Origin of the sequence: Gordonia desulfuricans NBRC 100010, from assembly GCF_001485495.1 — a bacterium.
GTDB lineage: Bacteria > Actinomycetota > Actinomycetes > Mycobacteriales > Mycobacteriaceae > Gordonia > Gordonia desulfuricans.
On the sequence record NZ_BCNF01000100.1, the window covers coordinates 14,609 to 33,703 of the forward strand.

The following is a 19,095-nucleotide window of genomic DNA, read 5'->3' on the forward strand; positions in this document are numbered from 1 at the left end:
GTGTCACTGGTGAGGCCCGGCGCATTTACCTTACCGTTGCTGCCATGACTCGGTTCGTCAGGCTGGGAGCACTGCTCACCGCACTCGTCGTGACGGTCCTGCTGGCAGGCTGTTCGTCCGGTGGCGACGATCGTCGGGCCGGGCTGCCCGCGGACTTTCCGGCCGAACAGGTTCCGCTGGTCGACGGGCAGATCATCGCATCGGCGGGTAGTGGCGATCAGTGGACACTCACCGTGCAGGCACCGGCGAACGCGGGTAACCCGCTCGACGGTGCTGTGCGCAAGCTCACCGACGACGGCTACCAGGAGAACGGGCGTGACACCGCGGGCGGGCAGACCGTCGTCCGGCTGTCGTCGACCAAGGATCAGCGCACCTATTGGGTGACCGTCGGGGTGTCGCCGGTGGCGGCCGGCGGCCCGACGTCGCTGTTCTATCAGGTGAGCACCGGCTGATCGCGCTCCCGGTGGCATGACCGGCGCCCGGTGGCAGGTGATGGCCGCGGCGCACGCGCCGGGGCGTTCACAGGGGACTCACAGTGTTCGGGCAGACGGGGCCCAGTGCCGGTGGGCACCGTGGGCGGAGATGATTTCCTCCTCCCGAAAGCGAGAGTGACATGTCGGTGTCCGACACCACGACGCCCGATCCGTCGAACCAGCCCTCCGGGGCGGCCGACGCCGCGACCACGCCACTGCCCGGCGCGCCCGCTCCCGCCCCGATGACCGTCGGCGCAGCCGGGGTTCCCCCGACCGACCCGACCGCCCCGATCACCCCGACCGCCCCGACCGACCCGATCACGCCGAGCGGCCCGATCACGCCGAGCGGCCCGACCGGTCAGGTGCCGGTGGCGCCGGCCGAACCGGCGCAGCCGGGCCCGGGTCTGCCGGACAAGACCAAGAACGCGATCATCGCCGGCGGCATCGGACTCGCCGTCGGGTTCGGTCTGCTCGGCTTCGGTGCCGGCTATGTGGTCGGTGACTCCGGGTCGTCGCAGACCACCCAGCAGTCCCCGTTCGGCGGGGGCGGCAACGGCCAGATGCCCGGCGGCGGGATGAACGGTCAGATGCCCGGCGGTGGCATGGGCCAGATGCCCGGTAACGGTCAGATGCCGGGGACCGCCAACGGCCAGATGCCCGGGCAGGGCCAGAACGGGCAGGGCCAGAACGGGCAGGGCCAGAACGGACAGGGCCAGAACGGACAGGGCCAGAACGGGCAGGCCCCGACCACCACCCCGTCGCAGTCCGACGGTCAGACCCAGACCAGCTGAGTCCGGCACGCTCCGGGTCTCGCGGTGGACCCGGAGCCTGCCGGAGGCGGCTACTGGTCGAGTCGTCGTTCGGCGTAGGCCCGGAGGTTCTCCACCTGGTCGGGATCCAGTGACGGCCGGACCCGGGTGCGGGCGTCGGCGATGTCGTCGGCGGTGACCGTCGCGGCGTCGATGTTGCGGCGCATCGCCGCCAGTGCCGACTCCCGCAGCAACGCCGAGCAGTCCGCGGCGGAGTAGCCGTCGAGATCGGCGGCGAGGTCGTCGAGGTCGATGTCGTCGGCGAGGGGCACCGACTTGCCCGATGTCCGCAGGATGTCGCCGCGCGCTGCCTCGTCCGGCGGCGGCACGAACACCAGGCGTTCGAGCCGTCCCGGCCGCAGCAGTGCCGGGTCGATCAGGTCGGGCCGGTTGGTGGCACCGAGCACCACCACGTCCTGCAGGGGTTCCACACCGTCGAGTTCGGTCAGCAATGCCGCGACCACGCGGTCGGTGACCCCGGAGTCGGTGGACTGCCCGCGCCGCGGGGCGAGTGCGTCCACCTCGTCGAGGAAGATCAACGACGGCGCGGATTCCCTTGCGCGAGAGAATAGGTCGCGTACCGCCCGCTCGGAGGCGCCCACCCACTTGTCCATCAGTTCGGCACCCTTGACGGTGTGCACCGACAGCCGGCCCGACGCCGCGAGCGCCCGCACCACGAAGGTCTTCCCGCAGCCGGGCGGACCGAACAACAGCACCCCGCGCGGCGGGTCCACCCCGAGCCGGGCGAAGGTGTCGGGATGCTGCAACGGCCACAGCACCGCCTCGGTGAGTGCCTGCTTGGTCTCCACCATGTCGCCGACGTCGTCGAGGGTGATCGAACCCAGTGCCACCTCGGGGGATTCGGCCCGTGACACCGGCCGGATCACCTCGAGTGCGCCCTGCAGGTCGGCGTCGGACAGGGTCGGTGCCGGCCGGTCGGGGCTGTCGGTGCGGGTGTACCGGGCCGCGGCCCGCAGCGCCGCCTCTCGGGCCAGCGCCGCGAGATCGCCGGCGACGAAGCCGGGGGTGCGGGCGGCCACCGTCGACAGGTCGAGGTCGCCGTCGGTCGGTACTCCGCGGAGGATCGCCGCGAGCAGTTTGGCGCGGACCGCAGCATCGGGCAGGCCGATCGTCAGCTCGCGGTCACACAGATCCGGATCACGAAGGCGCGCATCGATGTTCGCCGGCTCGGAGCTCGTCGCAACCAGTGCGATCGTCGGCCGCTGGGCGTCGTGCGCGGCCAGTGCGGTACGCAGTGCGTCCAGGATCAGGGTGGACACCGGTTCGGGCTCGTCGGGCAGCAGGGCGTCGATGTCGGTGATCAGCAGGACGCCGCCGCCGGACAGGGTACCGATGGCGTCGGTGACCGCACGCAACCGCGAATTCGCCTCGGTGGCACCGACTGTCGGTCCGTCGACGACGGCGAGTGGGCGACCTGCGACCACCGACCGCACCACCGTCGTCTTGCCGACCCCGGCCGGTCCGGTCAGGATCACACCGAGATGCGGTGTGGCGCCGAGGGTTCGGAGTACCTCGGGCTCGTCGAGGGTGATGGTCAGCCATTCGGTGAGCCGGGCGACCTGTGCGTCGACGCCCACCAGTTCGGCCACCGGGCGCGGTGGTTCGGACCCCTGCGGTGATCCCGGGACCGATTGGGCGGCAGGCGGTGTCGTCTGAGTGGCCGCCGAGGCCGAGGCCGAGGGTGTCGTCAGCGGTGCGCCCGCCGATGCTCCGTCGGACCCGGTGCCGACGGGGTCACCACCCACCGTTGCCCACAGCACCGCGGTGTTGGGTTGCACACTGACCGGGCCGCCCGGCTCGGTGGCCGAGACCGTGAGCAGTTCGTTGGTCCAGGTGATGCCCACCGACCGGGCCAGCGTGCGGGTGGCCTCGGCGGCGGTGAGCTCGGGGCCCAGATCCCGGGGCAGCAGCGACACCGCATCGCCCACCGACAGCACCTTGCCCAGCAGTGCGCGTCGCAGGGTGGCGGGGTCGGCGCCGTGGGTGGCCAGCGCCGAGCCGGTGACGATCACCCGGTTCGCACCGTGCACCGGCACCGGGGCGATCACCACGGTCGCGTTCTCCCGCACACCGGCATTGGAGAAGGTGATGTCGTCGAGCAGGATCGTGCCGGTCGGGGCGTCGTCGGCGGCAGCGGCGGCCACCGCCGCGGTCACCCGTGCACCGGTGATGCTGACCGCGTCCCACTCGCGCAGTCCGAGTGCGGTGAGCACCTCGCGGTGGACACGGACGATGCCGCGGCGGGCGTCGGCGGCGGACGGATTGAGTCGGGCGGTGAGCGTCAGCTGCGCGGTCACGTCGTCGGATCTCCCGGCTTGTCGGTCGGCGCACCGGACGTCGACGGGGGGCGCCGGCCGGTGGGCCGGTGCAGTCCCAGCCGGCCATCGGATTTCTTCATCGTCTGCCGCCGGCCCGGGATGATCCGACGGCCGGGCTGGCTGCGGGCGAGTGCACGCCGCTCGGCGCGGCGTTCGCGCGGCGGGGCATCCCAGTGCTCGGGACGCGAGGCCACCCAGCGGCGGTTGCGCCACGCGAACGGGATGTGCGCGGCGTACAGGCCGATCAGGATCATCATCAGCACATACGGGTAGGTCAGCAGCAGTGCCGCCCCGATCGCGACCAGGATCAGCAGCACCGGCAGCGCCCGCGGCGACACCTTGGATGCCTTGAACGAGTACGTGGGGACCCGGCTGACCGCGAGGAGCGCCACCAGCAGCAGCCACGCCCCGATCGCGGTGTTCGACGTCCACCAGCCGTCGCCGAACTGCTGGTACAGGCCGATCGGGAGCAGCGCACAGATCGCGGCGGCCGGTGCGGGCACCCCGACGAAGAAGTCCCGGGTGTAGCCGGGGGCGTCGTCGTCGTCGAGCAGGGTGTTGAACCGGGCCAGCCGCAGCACGATGGCGCAGCAGTAGATCAGCCCGATGCCCCAGCCGATGTCGGAGCCGTCGAGCAGGGCGAAGTACACGATGCCCGCCGGCACCACGCCGAAGTTGATCGCATCGGCCAGGGAGTCGATCTCGGCGCCCATCTTGGTGGTCGCACCCATCATCCGGGCCACGCGCCCGTCGATGCCGTCGAGCAGTGCGGCGGCCACGAGCAGCGCCATCGCCGCGTTCACGTTGCCGTTGACGGCGAAGCGGATCGCCGTCATCCCCGCGCAGATGGCGAGGATGGTGAGTGCCGACGGGACGAACATCCGCGACGCCGACGCCTGCCGCCGGATCCGCGACTGCTGATCGGCGGTGGTACGGCGGCCGGTACGTGAGGCCACCCGGGCGGTGGGGGTACGCGCCGCCCCGGGTTTGCGGTCCGGACGAGCGTTCATGTTCAGCCCTGCGGTTCGAGGCTCGCGAGCAGGGTCTCGGCGCCGACGGTCCGCTGCCCGATCCGGACCTGCTGTGTGGTGCCCGGGGGCAGGTAGACGTCGACGCGTGAACCGAATCGGATCAGTCCGTAGGTCTCGCCGAGGGTCAGGTGGTCGCCGACGACGGGATTGCAGACGATGCGGCGGGCGAGCAGTCCGGCGATCTGGACGACGGCGATGTCCTCGCCGCCGTGATCGGGGCGGATCGTCATGGTGGTGCGTTCGTTGACGTCGCTCGCATCGGGCAGGTCGGCGGAGACGAACCGGCCCGGGGTGTGGGTCACCGAGGTGACCGTCCCGGCCACGGGAACCCGCTGCACGTGCACGTCGAACAGGGACAGGAACACCGACACGCGGGGCCGGGGGTCGGGACCGAGACCCGACTCGGCCGGCGGAACGGCCTCGTCGACCAGGCAGACCTGGCCGTCGGCGGCCGCCACCACGGCGTCGGTCTCGGTGGGCGGTACCCGGTCGGGGTGCCGGAAGAACGCCGCACATGCGCCGGCCGTGAGTGCCGCGGGAACCGAGATCCACCGATGACGACGCCCGGCGACGGCCACCGCCGACGCCGCGGCGACGAACGGAAGACCGGCCGGATGGACCGGTGGGACGGTCTCGCGAACCAGCTCGACCAGGTGTGCGGGTGACAGACCGTCTGGTGCGTCCGGTCGCGGGCGCCTCGCCACGGCTCATCCTCTCGCTGGTGTGACCGCGCCGAGACCGGCGCGGTCCGTCCAGCTTAGAGCGCCCGGTGCGGCGCGCTCCACCGGTCCGCGGGTGGGGTGCCGACAGGTCGGTCGCAGGTGCGGCGTCAGAGCACGATCACGTCGACGGACTCGCCCGCGGCCACCGCGGTGACCTCCACCGGGACGTCGATCAGTGCATTCGCCTCGGCGAGGAACCGCAGGTGGTGGCTGCCCGGCGGGCCGATCGGCACCACCTGGGCCCCGTCGGGGGTCTCGGTGATCACCCCGCGCATGAACTGGCGTTTGTTCACCGGGGACCGCAGGTCGGCGGTGAGTCGTGCGGTGACGCGTCGTCGGCCGTCGGGCAGGGCCATCGCGGTCCGCAGGGCGGGGCGGATGAACACCTCGAACGACACCAGCGAACTGACCGGATTGCCGGGCAGGGTGATGATCGGTACCCGTCGGCCGACCGGCGTGAGGAGCACCCCGGCGCCCTGCGGCATGCCGGGCTGCATCGCGACCTTGACGAACTCGACGGCGTGACCGGTGTCGGCCGGGTCGGTGAGGGCCTCCTTGACCACCTCGAATGCGCCGGCGCTGACCCCGCCGGAGGTGATGATCAGGTCCGCGTCCCCCGCGGTGGCGTCGAGCTTCGCCAGGAACTGCGGCACGTCGTCGGGCACGAAATGCTCGTGCCGGCCGAGGGCACCGGCCTCGCGTGCGGCCGCGGCCAGCATGGCGCCGTTGGACTCGTAGATCTGTCCGTGCTGCAGCGGGGTGCCGGCCGCCACGAGCTCGGAACCGGTGGACAGCACCACCACCCGCAGCCGGCGCGCGACGTTCACCTCGGCGATCCCGAGCGCGGCGAGCAGACCGATCTGGGGGGCGCCGAGCGTGGCACCCGCGGCGAGTGCCACCTCGCCCGCGGTGATGTCGGAGCCGGCGCGGCGGATGTGTCTGCCCGCGGTGGGGGCCGCGTGGAAGCTGACCGTCCCCGATGACACGGAATCGGCGCCGGGCGCGAACGAGGCGTCGGTGTCCTCCACCGGGACCACCGCGTCGGCGCCGTCGGGCAGCGGGGCGCCGGTCATGATCCGGTGGGCGGTGCCCGGGGCGAGGGCCACGGCATCGGTCCGGCCGGCCGGGATGTCGGCGGCCACCGGCAGGCGCACCGGGGCGTCGGGGGTGGCACCGGCGAGGTCGGCCGCTCGCACCGCGAACCCGTCCATCGCCGAATTGTCGAAGCCCGGCAACGAGATCGGTGCGACGACGTGGTCGAGGAGTCCCGACCCGTGGGCGTCGGCCACCGCAAGGCGGACGGGGTCGGGTGCGGCGAACAATGCCGCGATGGTCTGCTGATGCTCGGCCACGGAACGCATGACGCCCAGCATGCCATTGCGGTTGGGACTAGATTCGCCCTATGAGCCTGGGACTGCTGCTGGATATCGATGGGGTGATGGTCACCTCGTGGAAGGCGCTGCCGGGTGCCCTCGAGGCGGTGGCGACACTCGCCGAGCGGGGATATCCACGGATGTTCCTCACCAACACCACATCCCGGTCGCGTGGAGAGATCGCCGCCGCACTCGTCGAGTGCGGCTTCGACGTCGCACCCGACGAGATCCTCACCGCCGCCAAACTCACCGCCGAATACCTCGCCCGCCACCACGCCGGCAAACGGGTGTGGGTGCTCAACGAGGGACCGATCGCCGAGGACATGACCGGGGTGCCGCTCACCGACGACCCGGCGCAGGCACAGGTGGTGGTGCTCGGCGGTGCCGGTCCGGTGTTCACCCACAAGGCGCTGTCGACGGTGCTGGAACTGCAGCTGGCCGGGGTGCCGGTGATCGCCATGCACCGGTCGATGACATGGTCGACGGCGCAGGGGCTCTCGATCGACACCGGCGTCTACCTCGAGGGGCTGGAAAAGGCCACCGGACGCAAGATCCGCGCCATCGGCAAACCGTCCCCGCTGGGGTTCCGGGCCGCGGTGGACCTGATGAACCTCGACCCGACACAGGTCGTGATGGTGGGCGACGACATGCACAACGACGTGCTCGGCGCACAGGCGGCGGCGCTGATCGGCGTGCTGGTGCGGACCGGCAAGTTCCGGCAGGAAGCTCTGACGGCGTTGCAACGCGACGAGTTCGGGCCGGTGCCCGACCACGTCATCGACTCGATCGCGGATCTGCCCGCACTGCTGGCGAAGATCGACGGCTGATCTCCCACGCGGCTGACACGGCAACGATGTTGTCGCGCAACGGCTGTTGACGAGATCGACCAGTTCACGCAGCCGGCGTCGGGTGGTGGGCGCGTCGGAGGTGGTGGCGGTATCGAGTTCGGCCGGCGGAGATTTCGACTCGACTTGTCGCTGCGCTCCTCGTCGGCTCAATCATCGTATGTTCTCGCCGGATCGAACGCCGTGTGTTCTCGTCGGCCCGATCGTCGTGTGTTGCTTGGTGATCGGGCGTTGCCGCCGACGTCGACTCATCCGGTCGAGGTCTTCGACGCCGACGGCTTCGTGCGCGCCGATCAGTTGCGCTCGGCGGCCTTCTTGATCTTGCCGAGGGTCTCGGCCATCCCGAGCTTGAGTTCGGCCTCGAAGTTCTCGGTGCCACCCATCATCTTGTCGACCAGCAGGGCCGAGATCTTCGTCGTCGACCCGCCCGGCACCTCGCGGCGTTCGGTCACGGTGACACCCGAGTCGGTGGGGGTGATGGTGTAACTCCACACCGTGCGGTTCTCCGCGACGCGGAAACCGATCTCCTCGTTGGGGGTGAAGCGCACCACCTTGGAGGTGGTCGGCCACACCAGCGGACCACGCTGGTTGATGTTGATCGTCTTGGTGCCCAAGGTGATCGGGCCGCGGATGATCATCTTCTTGCACTGCGGGCTCCACTCGCCCATGCGCTTGAGATCGGAGATCACCGACCACACCTGTGCCGGTGTTGCGTCGATGTCGATGGATGCCTCGATGAGCGGCGCGGCCACGTCGTTCCCCCTCCGGGTAGGTGCACATACACAACAGGGCCGACTGTGTCGTCGGCCACAGGTGAACCCTAGAGGCTTATTGTCTGTCCGTCAATAAGGCTGGATCGGTCTGCGCTCAGACGAGTACGGCGGCGGCGATGATCGCGCCGATGCCGACGAACACCGTCGCGGTGATCCATCCGGCCGGGTGGGCGTCGTCGTTCTCCTCGAGCAGCAATGTGCCGAGCTTGCCGGGGGTGAGCCAGTCGATCAGCACGAACGACCACATCATCACCGCGATCGCGACGACGACGTAGACGATCGTGTAGACCAGACCCCGCCAGAGTTCCAGTCCCGCACCGTCGATCACGCCGGCCATCATCACCAGCACCAGGCCGATCACCATCGACGCGGTGAGCAGCACGGCATTGCGGTTCTGCTCGGCCCACACCAACTGCCGCAGCCGGCCCGGTGTCACCAGATCCAGTGCCACGAAACCGATCACCAGCAAGGCGATTCCCACCAGCGAGTACGACGCACCGGCCGCCAGGTTGTCGCGCACGATCTCCACTCGAGCCTCCTGTGGTCGTTCGGGCCGGTCGTCCCGTGGTGGTCCGAACCGGTCGTTCGGACAAACCCTAGCGAACGAGCCCCCCGACGCGGCTCGCAAAACGCGAGGACGTCGAGGGGCTCGTCACCGATCGGTGCCGGCCGGACCGGTGGCCGGCCGGGCGGGTTCGCCGACTAGGTGAGGTTCACCAGGTCGTAGGTGTCCACATTCGCCGACAGCTTGCTCAGGTGATCGTTGCCGTCACCGAGGGTGTGGCTGATCGCGGTGAGGCGGCTGGTGTAGTGACCCACCGGGTACTCGGCGGTCATACCGATGCCGCCGTGCATCTGGATGGCCTCCTGGCCGACGATGCGACTGGAGCGGCAGATCTGCAGCTTGGCGCGCGAGGCGATGATCGGGTCGGTGATGCCGTCGGCCAGTGCGGTGGTGGCGTACTGGCTCATCGAGCGGGCCAGCTCCACCTGCACGTAGACGTCGGCGGCACGGTGGGTGAGCGCCTGGAACACCGACAGCGTCACGCCGAACTGCTTGCGCGTCTTGAGGTATTCGACGGTCAGGTCCAGGGCCCGCTCCATCGCGCCGACGGCCTCGGCACACAGGGCGGTCTGGATGCCCACCTCGGCGTCGGCGATGACGCCGGCCGCGTCACCGGAGCCCAGGCGGGTGGCCGGGGCGTCGGTGAACTCGATCTGCGCGCCGCGACGACGATCGTGGGTGCGGTAGGCGGTGCGGGTGACACCCTCGGCGTCGGCGTCCACCAGGTACAGGCCCAGCTCGCCGTTCTCGCGGGCGGAGACCACCAGCTTGTCGGCGATGTTGCCCTGCGGCACCAGCGATTTGGTGCCGGTCAGCTTGCCGTCGGCCACACTCGCCTGCACGGCGGCAACCGGCCAGCGGTCGCCGGCCTCGTGGTGGGCGAAGGCCATCAGGAGCTCGCCGGAGGCAAGGCCGCCGAGCAGCTCGGCGCGGGTGGCCTCGTCGGCGGTGGCGGCGATCAGCGAGCCGGGCACGAGCACCGCGTCGAGGTAGGGCTCGGGGGCCAGGGCGCGACCGATCTCGGTCATGACGCTGGCGAACTCCACCGGGCCGGCACCCATGCCGCCGTCTTCCTCGGCGAAGGTCAGGCCCAGGATGCCGATCTCGGCGAGCGAGCGCCACACGTCGGTGCTCCAGCCGCGCTCGGTCTCGGAGACCGCGCGCAACTTCTCGACGTCGTAGGCCTTGCTGAGCACGTCACGCACGGTGTCGCGCAACATCGTCTGTTCTTCGGACAGTTCGAAATCCATGTTGGTTCCTCGGGTTGGGAGGTCGGAGGGCGGTGGGATCGAGGCGCGCGGCCTACAGACCCAGCACGGCCTTGTCGATGATCTGGCGCTGAACCTCCGACGAACCGCCGTAGATGGTCACCTTCCGGTAGTTCAGGTAGGTGGGTGCGGTCAGCTGCGCCCACTCCGGTGCGGCGATCTCGGCCGAACCGTTCGGGGCGGCCGGGTCGATCCCGGCGACCGGCAGCGAGTCCGGGCCGGCGATGTCGGCGAGCAGCTCCATGGCCTCCTGCTGCAGCTGGCTACCGCGCAGCTTGAGCAGCGACGACGCCGGATTCGGCTTGCCGTCGGCCGACGACGCGACCACGCGCAGCTGGGTGAGTTCGAGGGCCAGCAGCTCGTTCTCCAGCTCGGCCAGACGAGCCGACAGCAGCGGATCGGTGATCAGCGGCTTGCCGTCGGCGCCGGTGATCTCGCGGGCGAGTTCCTTGGCGCGGGCCAGCTTGGTCTTGGTGTAGCCGACGCGGGCGATGCCGTTGCGCTCGTTGCCGAGCAGGAACTTGGCCTGGGTCCAGCCCTCGTTCTCGTTGCCGACCATGTTCTCGGCGGGGACGCGCACGTCCTTGAAGAAGACCTCGTTGACCTCGTAACCGCCGTCGATCAGCTGGATCGGGCGCAGTTCCACACCGGGGGTGTCCATCGGGAACAGGAACATCGAGATGCCGGCCTGCTTCTTGACATCCGGGTTGGTCCGGGCGAGGCAGAAGATCCAGTCGGCGAACTGGCCCAGCGTGGTCCAGGTCTTCTGGCCGTTGATGACGTAGTGGTCACCGTCGCGCACCGCGCGGGTCTTCAGCGACGCCAGGTCGGAGCCGGCCTCGGGCTCGGAGAAGCCCTGGCACCACCAGATGTCGAGGTTGGCGGTCTTCGGCAGGAAGCGTTCCTTCATCTCCTGCGAGCCGAACTGCGCGATCACCGGGCCGATCATGCCGGCGTTGAACGGCAGCAGATCCGGCACGAAGTTCAGTGCCATCTCTTCGCGGTAGATGTGGTGCTGGATGGGGGTCCAGTCCTTGCCGCCCCACTCGAGGGGCCAGTGCGGGACCGCATAGCCGGCCTCGTTCAGGATGCGAGTGGTGGTGACGATGTCGTCGGGGTAGTTGAGGTTGCCCGCGGCGCAGCGTTCACGCAGATCCTTGGGAACCTGGGTCGTGAAGAGAGTCCGCAGCTCGTCCCGGAAAGCTTCCTCACTTGAACTGAATTTCAGGTGCATGGTTCCCTTCCTACACTCTGGCGTCCGCCGTCGATACCTGGACCCCTGAATCGGGGCGTATCGAGGCCAATCGTCTCATGCGTGCGGTGATCAGGGCGCCCACCACGGCCAGGGCCAGCACATATGTCACGTATCCGATGACGGTCTCGCGCAGCCCGACATGACCGACGAGGAGTCCGGCGATCACCGCGGGCACGCTGAACGCCACGTAACTGACGATGAACACGGTGGAGAACACCTGACCGCGCTGCCCGGCGGGGGTGCGGTTGCTGACCGAGTCGAGGGCACCGATGTAGGTGCCGGCGAATCCGGAACCGGCGATCAGCGATCCGACGACGTAGGTGGGCAGGTTGCCGGCGAGGACCCCGACGAGCGAGATCACCGCACCGCCGGCGAGGGCGGGGTAGCCGAAGGTGAGTTTGCTCGCCGGTGCCCGGCCGGTGATCAGCAGCGAGGTGATCGCCGCGGAGCAGAAGAAGCCGAACAGCAGCAGGCCCGCCTGGGCGTGGTTGTCGACGTCGAAGACCTTGGCCACCACCGACGACCCGAGCGACAGGAACAGTCCGCCGAGCGACCATGTCGCGATGAAGGCGGGCAGCGCGATCCAGAACTCACGGCGGACCTCGGCGGGCACCGAGGCCCGCGGTGCGAGAGTGGTGGCGACATGCCTGCGTGACGAGAAGCCCACGCGCTCCGAGGTTTCCGGGACGATCAGCAGTGCGATCAGCAGTACGGCGTAGAGCGCGAGGGTGATCTCGTAGATCAGGAACCGTGGGGCCGGGGCGTACTGGACGAGGATGCCGGCCACCGCGACCCCGCCGGCCAGGCCGATCGCCGGGGCCGCACCGCTGATCGCCGATCCGGTCTTCGCCGACGGCTGCATATCGACGACGGTCGCGGTGAGCGTGCCGATCGCGGCGCCGGTGGCCAGGCCCTGCAGGGCACGCGCGGCCATCAGGATTCCCACGCCGTCGGCGGCCAGGAACAGCACCATGCTCACGATCAGCAAGGCCAGTGCGCCGGCGAGCACGGGGCGTCGTCCGATGTGGTCGGACAGCGATCCCACCGACAGCAGGCTGATCAGCATCGTCACCACATAGATCGCGAACACCAGGGTCAGGGTGAACGACGAGAATCCCCAGAGTTCCTGGTAGACGGGGTAGAGCGGCGACGGCGCGGCCGAGGCGAACAACACCATCACCAACGTCGTCGTGATCACCCAGAAGGCGCGATGGGGGTGCAGCCGTGACATCCTGTCCTCCAAAAGCAAATGTGTTTGCGTTAGTTCAGAACGCTAACACGGTGGTGATGCCTTAATGCAACGCAGTTTGCAATAATTGATTCCATGGGTGCATCGGCAGCGGCTTCGGACACCGAGGACTCCGGACCGGGCGGCGCGCGCCGCCCGGGCGGACGCAGCGCGCGGGTGCAGCAGGCGGTGTACTCGGCGGTCGGCGAACTCGTCGGTCGCGGCCACCGCGACACCATGACCATTCCGCAGGTGGCCGAGATCGCCGGGGTCAACCCCACCAGCATCTACCGTCGGTGGGGATCGATCACCGCGCTGCTGGAGGAGGTCGCGGTCGCGGTCCTCACCCGCGGCGAGGACATCCCCGACACCGGAACCCTGCGCGGCGACCTCGACGCCTGGGCGACGATCATCGGCGCCGACATCACCCGGCCCCGGCGCCGCGCCTATCTGCGAGCCCTGGTCAACACGCGCGACGAACCCGTCGAACTGTGCCCGTGCTGGGAGATCCGCCGCGAACAGGCCGAGACCATGGTCGAGCGGGCCCGTGTGCGTGGCGAGGCCGCCCCGACGGTGACCGCCATCCTGTGCCACATCATCGCGCCGCTCTATCACCACGCGGTGTTCGGACTGCCCATCGACGACGAATTCGCGGCCGGACTCGCCGAGGACACCATGCGGATGGCGCTCGACGGCTAGGCTCGGCCCGCATGAAGCATGTGCACTCGTTCACCGAGGATGTGCTGGCCGATCTCGACGCGGTGGGTGTGGCCGCGGCCATCGCCGCCGGTGACTTCTCGGCCACGGAGGCGGTCGACGCCGCCCTCGCCCGGATCGACGCGGTCAACCCGCAGCTCAACGCGGTCGCCGTCGACGACCGGGAACGCGCCCGCAAACGCGCCGCCGACGAGGCCTATGCGCCCGGGGTGTTCGCCGGGGTGCCCTCGATCATCAAGAACAACACCCTGTTCGCCGGGCTCCCGACACGGCACGGGTCGGCGGCGGTCCCCGAGCGTGCGGCCGCCGCCAGCGAACCGTTCACCGAGCAGTTGCTGGCCACCGGGGTCAACCTGGTCGGCGCGTCCACGCTGCCCGCGTTCGGACTGACCGCCACCACCGAGTTCGTCGACCGCGATCCCACCCGCAACCCGTGGGACACCGACTTCTCGTGCGGGGCGTCCTCGGGTGGGTCGGCGGCTCTCGTCGCGGCCGGCGCGCTGCCGATCGCGCACGCCAACGACGGCGGCGGGTCCATCCGCATCCCGGCCGCCGCCTGCGGGCTCGTCGGTCTCAAACCCACCCGCAACCGGGTGGCGCCGTCGCCGGAGGGGGAGTCGATGCCGATCGACCTGATCTCCAACGGCGTGCTGACCCGCAGCGTCCGCGACACCGCGTACTTCCTCGCCGACGCCGAACGGTTCCGGCCCGCACCGGATCTGCCGCCGGTCGGGCTGGTGGAGGGGCCGTCGGAGCGTCGGCTGCGGATCGCGATGCTCACCGAACCGCTCACCGGTCAACTCCTCGACCCGGACACCCAGCGCGGCCTGACCGAGGCCGCCGAACTCCTCGAAAGTCTCGGTCACCGAACCGAATTCGTGCCCATCCCGGTGGAACGTGACTACGTCGACCAGTTCACCGCCTACTGGGCGATGCTGGCATTCGCGCTCGACCGGTTCGGAAAGCGCATGATCGACAAGGACTTCGACCGATCGCAGCTCGACCCGTTCACCCGGGGGCTGTCGCGCCGATTCCTGCGATCGTTCTGGCGGACCCCGTCGGTGCTGCGCGGACTCAAGAAGTCGACGGCGCAGCTGCGCGAGACCTTCACCCAGTTCGACGCCGTCCTGTCGCCGACCCTCGCCCACACCACCCCGGAGATCGGATACCTCGATCCCGGTGGCGATTTCGACGAGATCTTCTCCCGGTTGACCCGCTATGTCGCGTTCACCCCGGCCAACAACACCTCCGGTACCCCGGCGATCAGCCTGCCGCTGGCCCGCACGTCGACGGGACTGCCGCTGGGAATCCACTTCTCGGCCGATCTCGGGGACGAGCGCACCCTGCTCGAGCTGGCCTACGAGCTCGAGGCCGCAGCCCCCTTCGCGCGGATCCAGGACGCGGTGTAGAACCGAACCGACACGCAGACCAGATGGTGGAGGCACAACGATGGGGACGCCCGGTGAGATGAGTGACCGGTGCCGGTGAGCAGGAATGGCCGGTAACAGCCGCACTCCCGGACAGTCCGTGGCCGGGCGGGTGCTGTCCATCCTGGGTGCCTTCGACCGCAGACACCGCGCGCTCACCCTCACCGAGATCGCCACCAGGACCGAGATACCGGTGCCGACGACCCATCGGCTGGTGGCCGAGATGGTCGAGTGGGGTGCGCTGGTCCGCGGCGACGACGGCCGCTACGTCGTCGGCAAACGCATGTGGGATCTGGGATTGCTCGCCCCGGTGGAATCGGGTCTGCGGGACGCGGCCACCCCGTTCATGCACGATCTGCACGCCACGACCCGTGCCACGGTCCATCTCGCCGTGCGCGAGGGGACCCGGGTCCTCTACCTCGACACGCTGTCGGGCAGCACCTCGGTGCCGGTGGTCAGCCGCCTCGGCAGCCGGCTCCCGATGCATGCGACGGGCGTGGGAAAGGTGTTGCTGGCCTACGCTCCCGGCGAGATCCGCCATCAGGCGCTGGCCGATCTGCCCCGGATCACCCGGCACACGATCGCGGTACCCGGTGTCCTCGACCGCCAGCTCCGGCAGGTTCGCCAGCTCGGGTATGCCACCACCACCGAGGAGATGACGCTGGGGGCGTGTTCGGTGGGTGTGCCCATCGTGGTCGACGGCGAGGTCGTCGGGGCACTCGGTGTGGTGGTGCCCACGCTCGGCCGGACCAAGGCGTCACTGGTGGCCGCACTCCGCGTCGCCGCCGCGGGAATCGCACGGACACTGGGTGATTCGTCAACCCCGGGCGTCGTCGATCGCTGATCGCTGATCGCCGGTCGGGTGGTCGGGCAACGACACCAGGGCCGCACCACCTGAGAGGTGATGCGGCCCTGGCGCGTCGGTGTTCGGGGTGCCCGCTGTCCCGGTGGGGGAGCGGGCGTCCGGTCAGTGGTTCACGACCTCCTTCTCGGCGCCCACACCGGTGATCGAACGGACCTCCATCTCCGCATTGCGTTCGGGGGTACCGCGATCCGACGGTGCGGTCAGGGTGCCGATGATGCCGAGCGCGAAGGCCAGCGGGATCGAGACGATGCCGGGGTTCTCCAGCGGGAACCAGGCGAAGTCGGAGCCGGGGATCATCGAGGTGGCCTTGCCGGAGACCGCGGGGGAGAAGATGATCAGGAGCAGCGTCGACCCCAGACCGCCGTAGATGCTCCACAGGGCACCGCGGGTGTTGAAGCGCTTCCAGTACAGCGAGTAGATGATGGTCGGCAGGTTGGCGGCGGCGGCGATCGCGAAGGCCAGGGCCACCAGGAAGGCCACATTCTGACCGTTGGCCAGGATGCCCAGGACGATACCGACCACACCGAGAGTGATTGCGGCGTAGCGCGAGACCCGCACCTGATCGTCCTCGGAGCACTTACCGCGCTTGATCACGCTGGCGTAGATGTCGTGGGCGAACGATGCCGATGCGGTGATCGTCAGACCGGCGACGACGGCGAGGATGGTCGCGAAGGCGACCGCGGCGATGATGCCGAGCAGTACCGTGCCACCGAGTTCGAAGGCCAGCAGCGGGGCTGCGGCGTTCTCCTTGCCGGCGGCGGCGAGGATGCGGTCGGGGCCGACGATCGCGGCGGCACCGTAGCCCAGGATCAGGGTGAACAGGTAGAACGCACCGATCAGGGCGATGGCCCAGACCACCGAGCGGCGGGCCTCCTTCGCGGTGGGGACGGTGTAGAAGCGCATCAGCACGTGGGGCAGACCCGCGGTGCCGAGCACCAGGGCGATGGCCAGCGAGATGAAGTTGATCTGCGACTCCAGCGAGCCGCCGTACTTGGCGCCGGGGGCGAGAACGTCACGGGCGGCGACGGCTTCGTTGCTGGACCCGCTGATCGCATGCTGTGCGCTGCCGAGGATCTCGGACACGTTCAGCCCGAACTTGGCGAGCACCATCAGGGTCATCGCGGCGGCACCGGCGATCAGCAGGACGGCCTTGATGATCTGCACCCAGGTAGTGCCCTTCATACCGCCGACCAGCACGTAGACGATCATCAGCGCGCCGACCACGGCGATCACGATGGACTGTCCGGTACGCGATTCCACGTCGAGCAGCAGGGCCACCAGGCCACCGGCGCCGGCCATCTGGGCGAGCAGGTAGAACACGCTCACCGCGAGGGTCGAGATCGCCGCGGCCAGGCGCACCGGGCGCTGCTTGAGGCGGAAGCTCAGCACGTCGGCCATGGTGAACTTGCCGGTGTTGCGCAGCAATTCGGCCACCAGGAGCAAGGCCACCAGCCAGGCGACGAGGAAGCCGATCGAATAGAGGAAGCCGTCGTATCCGTAGACGGCGATGGCGCCGGCGATACCGAGGAAGCTGGCCGCCGAGAGGTAGTCGCCGGCGATGGCGATCCCGTTCTGAGGGCCGGAGAAGCCGCGGCCCCCGGTGAAATAGTCGGCGGCGGAGGAGTTGTTGCGGCTGGCCCGGATCACCACGAACATCGTGAACGCCACGAAGGCGACGAAGATCGCGATGTTGGTCACGGGGTTGCCGACGGCGCCGGCGGCGAGTGCGGTCATCAGACTGCCTCACTTTCCATCTCGGCGCGGATCGCGGCGGCCTTCGGGTCGAGGTCGCGATTGGCGAAGCGTACGTAGGCGAAGGTGATCGCGAAGGTCGTCACGAACTGCAACAGACCCAGGATCAGACCGAGGTTGATGTTGCCCCAGACCGGCGTCGCCATGAAGTCGTGGGCGAAGGCGCCCAGCAGGACGTAGACGGCATACCAGAGCAGGAAGAACGCGGTCATCGGGATCACGAAGCGCAGCAAGGAGCGCTTGAGATCCCGGAACTGCGGACTCGCCTGCATGGCGATGAACTGCTCGCCTGTCGGCGTCGGCGGTGGCGGCGTCACCGTCGTGTCATGTTCGGCAGTGGACACGAGTTCCTCCAAAGCTGTGATGGTTGTTGGAGACAGATTCCACTGAGTCCCAGATCACACACAATGGCGTGGCCTGCGTCACACGACGAAGCCGATGATCTATGCGCCGGACGGTCGGTGCCGACCGACGAACGGTCGGCGGCCGGCGGTGATACAACTGGGCGATGCGCCTGCTCTGGGATCAGCACGCCTGCCTGCCGTTGCAGCCCGACGCCGACGTCGAGCCACTGTCGCGATTCGCCCGGCCCGGCCCCACCTATGTGTCGGTCAACGTCGGCTACGCCCCGCAGACCTGCGCCGACTCCACCGTGCTGCTGCATCGGTTCCGTGCCGGCGTCACCGCCCATCCCGGTCTACGGCTGATCACCGACGTGGCCGAGGTCGACGCCGGTGTCGACCAGATCGCGATCGGCTTCGATCTCGAGGACTCCAACCCGCTCGACGGCGACCTCGACAACGTCGCGGCCTTCGTCGACCTCGGCGTGCGCACCATGCTCCCGTCGTACAACCACGCCAACCGCGCCGGTTGCGGCTGCCTCGACACCGACGACACCGGCCTCACCGCGTGGGGCCGTGACCTGGTGGCGGAGATGAACCGGTCCGGGATGGTCCCCGACGGCTCCCACTGCAGCGCCCGCACCGGTCTGGACATGTGCGAGGTCTCCACCAGGCCCGTCATCTACAGCCATTCCTGCATGCGGTCGGTGTGGGAGCATCCACGCAACATCACCGACGAGCAGGCCCACGCCTGCGCCGACACCGGCGGCGTCGTGAGGATCACCGGCGTCGGGATCTTCCTGGGGCCCAACACCCCCGACCTCGACGCGATGACCCGGCACCTGGAGTACGCGGTCGAGCTGATCGGCATCGACCACGTCGGCGTGAGCACCGACCATTCCTTCGACGCCGCCGACTTCCTCGACGAGATCCGCAACCACCCGGATTCCTTCGACGACTCCTACACCCGCTGGGGCGACATCCGGTGGATGCCACCGGAGACCTTCATCGGCCTCGACCGCCACCTGGCCGGTCGGGGATGGTCCGACGCCGACATCACCGCCGTCCTCGGCGGCAACTTCCGCAGGGTCGCCGAGCAGTCCTGGTGACGTGACCCCGGTTCCGGTTGCGGCTCAACCATCCAAAGGGGTTGCGGCAGAGTGTTGTTGGTCTTGCCGCGTTGATCTGGTTACGGTGATTGAGCCGGTACCGAGCGTAGCGAGGCACCGTGTCGAAATCTTCGTGAGTCGATGTCGGATCCGGTTGGGGGCATTGTTGTCTCGCCGGGTTTCGACTCGGGTCCTCGCCTGGC

18 protein-coding genes are annotated in these 19,095 nt (G+C 69.3%); 7 read left to right on the forward strand and 11 right to left on the reverse strand.

Annotated elements, in window-relative coordinates; translation table 11 throughout:
* Nucleotides 1–44 precede the first annotated feature (44 nt).
* Nucleotides 45–452 carry a hypothetical protein gene (locus tag GD1_RS16260; RefSeq protein ID WP_020794374.1) on the forward strand — a complete coding sequence of 136 codons (408 nt, stop codon included), beginning with the start codon at nucleotides 45–47 and terminating at the stop codon, nucleotides 450–452.
* 161 nt (nucleotides 453–613) lie between these two features.
* The gene (locus tag GD1_RS16265) at nucleotides 614–1,264 is read left to right on the forward strand and encodes a hypothetical protein (RefSeq protein ID WP_244882808.1); all 651 of its coding nucleotides are present in this window, start codon (nucleotides 614–616) and stop codon (nucleotides 1,262–1,264) included.
* A gap of 50 nt (nucleotides 1,265–1,314) precedes the next feature.
* Here GD1_RS16265 and GD1_RS16270 read toward each other — a convergent pair whose 3' ends face one another.
* The 4 genes from GD1_RS16270 to moeA all read right to left on the reverse strand — a co-directional run bounded on the left by GD1_RS16270 (nucleotide 1,315) and on the right by moeA (nucleotide 6,735).
* Complete coding sequence (locus GD1_RS16270) at nucleotides 1,315–3,600, reverse strand: AAA family ATPase (RefSeq protein ID WP_059038266.1); 2,286 nt, start codon at nucleotides 3,598–3,600, stop codon at nucleotides 1,315–1,317.
* Nucleotides 3,597–4,631 carry a CDP-alcohol phosphatidyltransferase family protein gene (locus GD1_RS16275; RefSeq protein WP_053777136.1) on the reverse strand — a complete coding sequence of 345 codons (1,035 nt, stop codon included), beginning with the start codon at nucleotides 4,629–4,631 and terminating at the stop codon, nucleotides 3,597–3,599. The genes GD1_RS16270 and GD1_RS16275 overlap by 4 nt, the downstream gene beginning before the upstream one ends.
* A gap of 2 nt (nucleotides 4,632–4,633) precedes the next feature.
* On the reverse strand, nucleotides 4,634–5,356 hold the full coding sequence (locus GD1_RS16280) for a phosphatidylserine decarboxylase (protein WP_020793708.1): 723 nt from the start codon (nucleotides 5,354–5,356) through the stop codon (nucleotides 4,634–4,636).
* A gap of 125 nt (nucleotides 5,357–5,481) precedes the next feature.
* Nucleotides 5,482–6,735, reverse strand: coding sequence for a molybdopterin molybdotransferase MoeA (gene moeA / locus GD1_RS16285; RefSeq protein WP_059038292.1), 1,254 nt, complete (start codon nucleotides 6,733–6,735; stop codon nucleotides 5,482–5,484).
* Between the two features lie 41 nt (nucleotides 6,736–6,776).
* Between moeA and GD1_RS16290 the strand changes: the two genes are divergently transcribed.
* The gene (locus tag GD1_RS16290) at nucleotides 6,777–7,574 is read left to right on the forward strand and encodes an HAD-IIA family hydrolase (RefSeq protein WP_059038268.1); all 798 of its coding nucleotides are present in this window, start codon (nucleotides 6,777–6,779) and stop codon (nucleotides 7,572–7,574) included.
* A 311-nt stretch (nucleotides 7,575–7,885) separates the two neighbouring features.
* Here the strand turns inward: GD1_RS16290 and GD1_RS16295 are convergent, their stop codons facing one another.
* The 5 genes from GD1_RS16295 to GD1_RS16315 form a co-directional block, all read right to left on the reverse strand.
* Entirely contained in the window at nucleotides 7,886–8,344 is a 459-nt protein-coding gene (locus GD1_RS16295; protein WP_059038270.1) for an SRPBCC family protein, read from the reverse strand.
* A 115-nt stretch (nucleotides 8,345–8,459) separates the two neighbouring features.
* Nucleotides 8,460–8,894: a DUF350 domain-containing protein gene (locus GD1_RS16300; protein ID WP_059038271.1), complete on the reverse strand. Its 435-nt coding sequence runs from the start codon at nucleotides 8,892–8,894 to the stop codon at nucleotides 8,460–8,462.
* A gap of 173 nt (nucleotides 8,895–9,067) precedes the next feature.
* Nucleotides 9,068–10,180: an acyl-CoA dehydrogenase family protein gene (locus tag GD1_RS16305; protein WP_059038274.1), complete on the reverse strand. Its 1,113-nt coding sequence runs from the start codon at nucleotides 10,178–10,180 to the stop codon at nucleotides 9,068–9,070.
* Nucleotides 10,181–10,232: 52 nt separating this feature from the next.
* The gene (locus GD1_RS16310) at nucleotides 10,233–11,432 is read right to left on the reverse strand and encodes an acyl-CoA dehydrogenase family protein (RefSeq protein WP_059038276.1); all 1,200 of its coding nucleotides are present in this window, start codon (nucleotides 11,430–11,432) and stop codon (nucleotides 10,233–10,235) included.
* A gap of 10 nt (nucleotides 11,433–11,442) precedes the next feature.
* Nucleotides 11,443–12,684, reverse strand: a complete 1,242-nt coding sequence (locus tag GD1_RS16315) for an MFS transporter (protein ID WP_059038278.1) — start codon at nucleotides 12,682–12,684, stop codon at nucleotides 11,443–11,445.
* Between the two features lie 93 nt (nucleotides 12,685–12,777).
* Between GD1_RS16315 and GD1_RS16320 the strand changes: the two genes are divergently transcribed.
* The 3 genes from GD1_RS16320 to GD1_RS16330 all read left to right on the forward strand — a co-directional run bounded on the left by GD1_RS16320 (nucleotide 12,778) and on the right by GD1_RS16330 (nucleotide 15,669).
* Nucleotides 12,778–13,380, forward strand: coding sequence for a TetR/AcrR family transcriptional regulator (locus GD1_RS16320; protein ID WP_059038280.1), 603 nt, complete (start codon nucleotides 12,778–12,780; stop codon nucleotides 13,378–13,380).
* An 11-nt stretch (nucleotides 13,381–13,391) separates the two neighbouring features.
* Nucleotides 13,392–14,807, forward strand: a complete 1,416-nt coding sequence (locus tag GD1_RS16325; protein WP_059038282.1) for an amidase — start codon at nucleotides 13,392–13,394, stop codon at nucleotides 14,805–14,807.
* An 85-nt stretch (nucleotides 14,808–14,892) separates the two neighbouring features.
* Nucleotides 14,893–15,669, forward strand: coding sequence for an IclR family transcriptional regulator (locus tag GD1_RS16330; protein ID WP_059038284.1), 777 nt, complete (start codon nucleotides 14,893–14,895; stop codon nucleotides 15,667–15,669).
* Between the two features lie 123 nt (nucleotides 15,670–15,792).
* Here the strand turns inward: GD1_RS16330 and GD1_RS16335 are convergent, their stop codons facing one another.
* Both GD1_RS16335 and GD1_RS16340 read right to left on the reverse strand, forming a co-directional pair.
* A complete protein-coding gene (locus tag GD1_RS16335; protein ID WP_053777127.1) occupies nucleotides 15,793–17,424 on the reverse strand; it encodes a monocarboxylic acid transporter in 1,632 nt (543 codons plus the stop codon).
* Nucleotides 17,424–17,714 carry a DUF485 domain-containing protein gene (locus GD1_RS16340; RefSeq protein WP_174519064.1) on the reverse strand — a complete coding sequence of 97 codons (291 nt, stop codon included), beginning with the start codon at nucleotides 17,712–17,714 and terminating at the stop codon, nucleotides 17,424–17,426. Before GD1_RS16340 ends, GD1_RS16335 begins: the two co-directional genes overlap by 1 nt.
* Nucleotides 17,715–17,950: 236 nt before the next feature.
* Here GD1_RS16340 and GD1_RS16345 point away from each other — a divergent pair, with 236 nt between their 5' ends.
* Complete coding sequence (locus tag GD1_RS16345) at nucleotides 17,951–18,892, forward strand: dipeptidase (RefSeq protein ID WP_059038286.1); 942 nt, start codon at nucleotides 17,951–17,953, stop codon at nucleotides 18,890–18,892.
* Nucleotides 18,893–19,095: the final 203 nt, after the last annotated feature.

Bases quoted from the DNA above. Each gene is read 5' to 3' on its own strand.
- GD1_RS16275 (WP_053777136.1), bottom strand. From the start codon at position 4,631: ATGAACGCTCGTCCGGACCGCAAACCCGGGGCGGCGCGTACCCCCACC.
- GD1_RS16325 (WP_059038282.1), top strand. From the start codon at position 13,392: ATGAAGCATGTGCACTCGTTCACCGAGGATGTGCTGGCCGATCTCGAC.
- GD1_RS16330 (WP_059038284.1), top strand. From the start codon at position 14,893: ATGGCCGGTAACAGCCGCACTCCCGGACAGTCCGTGGCCGGGCGGGTG.
- GD1_RS16265 (WP_244882808.1), top strand. From the start codon at position 614: ATGTCGGTGTCCGACACCACGACGCCCGATCCGTCGAACCAGCCCTCC.
- GD1_RS16290 (WP_059038268.1), top strand. From the start codon at position 6,777: ATGAGCCTGGGACTGCTGCTGGATATCGATGGGGTGATGGTCACCTCG.
- GD1_RS16340 (WP_174519064.1), bottom strand. From the start codon at position 17,714: ATGCAGGCGAGTCCGCAGTTCCGGGATCTCAAGCGCTCCTTGCTGCGC.
- GD1_RS16305 (WP_059038274.1), bottom strand. From the start codon at position 10,180: ATGGATTTCGAACTGTCCGAAGAACAGACGATGTTGCGCGACACCGTG.
- GD1_RS16345 (WP_059038286.1), top strand. From the start codon at position 17,951: ATGCGCCTGCTCTGGGATCAGCACGCCTGCCTGCCGTTGCAGCCCGAC.
- GD1_RS16260 (WP_020794374.1), top strand. From the start codon at position 45: ATGACTCGGTTCGTCAGGCTGGGAGCACTGCTCACCGCACTCGTCGTG.
- GD1_RS16320 (WP_059038280.1), top strand. From the start codon at position 12,778: ATGGGTGCATCGGCAGCGGCTTCGGACACCGAGGACTCCGGACCGGGC.
- GD1_RS16310 (WP_059038276.1), bottom strand. From the start codon at position 11,432: ATGCACCTGAAATTCAGTTCAAGTGAGGAAGCTTTCCGGGACGAGCTG.
- GD1_RS16335 (WP_053777127.1), bottom strand. From the start codon at position 17,424: ATGACCGCACTCGCCGCCGGCGCCGTCGGCAACCCCGTGACCAACATC.
- GD1_RS16315 (WP_059038278.1), bottom strand. From the start codon at position 12,684: ATGTCACGGCTGCACCCCCATCGCGCCTTCTGGGTGATCACGACGACG.
- moeA (WP_059038292.1), bottom strand. From the start codon at position 6,735: ATGCGTTCCGTGGCCGAGCATCAGCAGACCATCGCGGCATTGTTCGCC.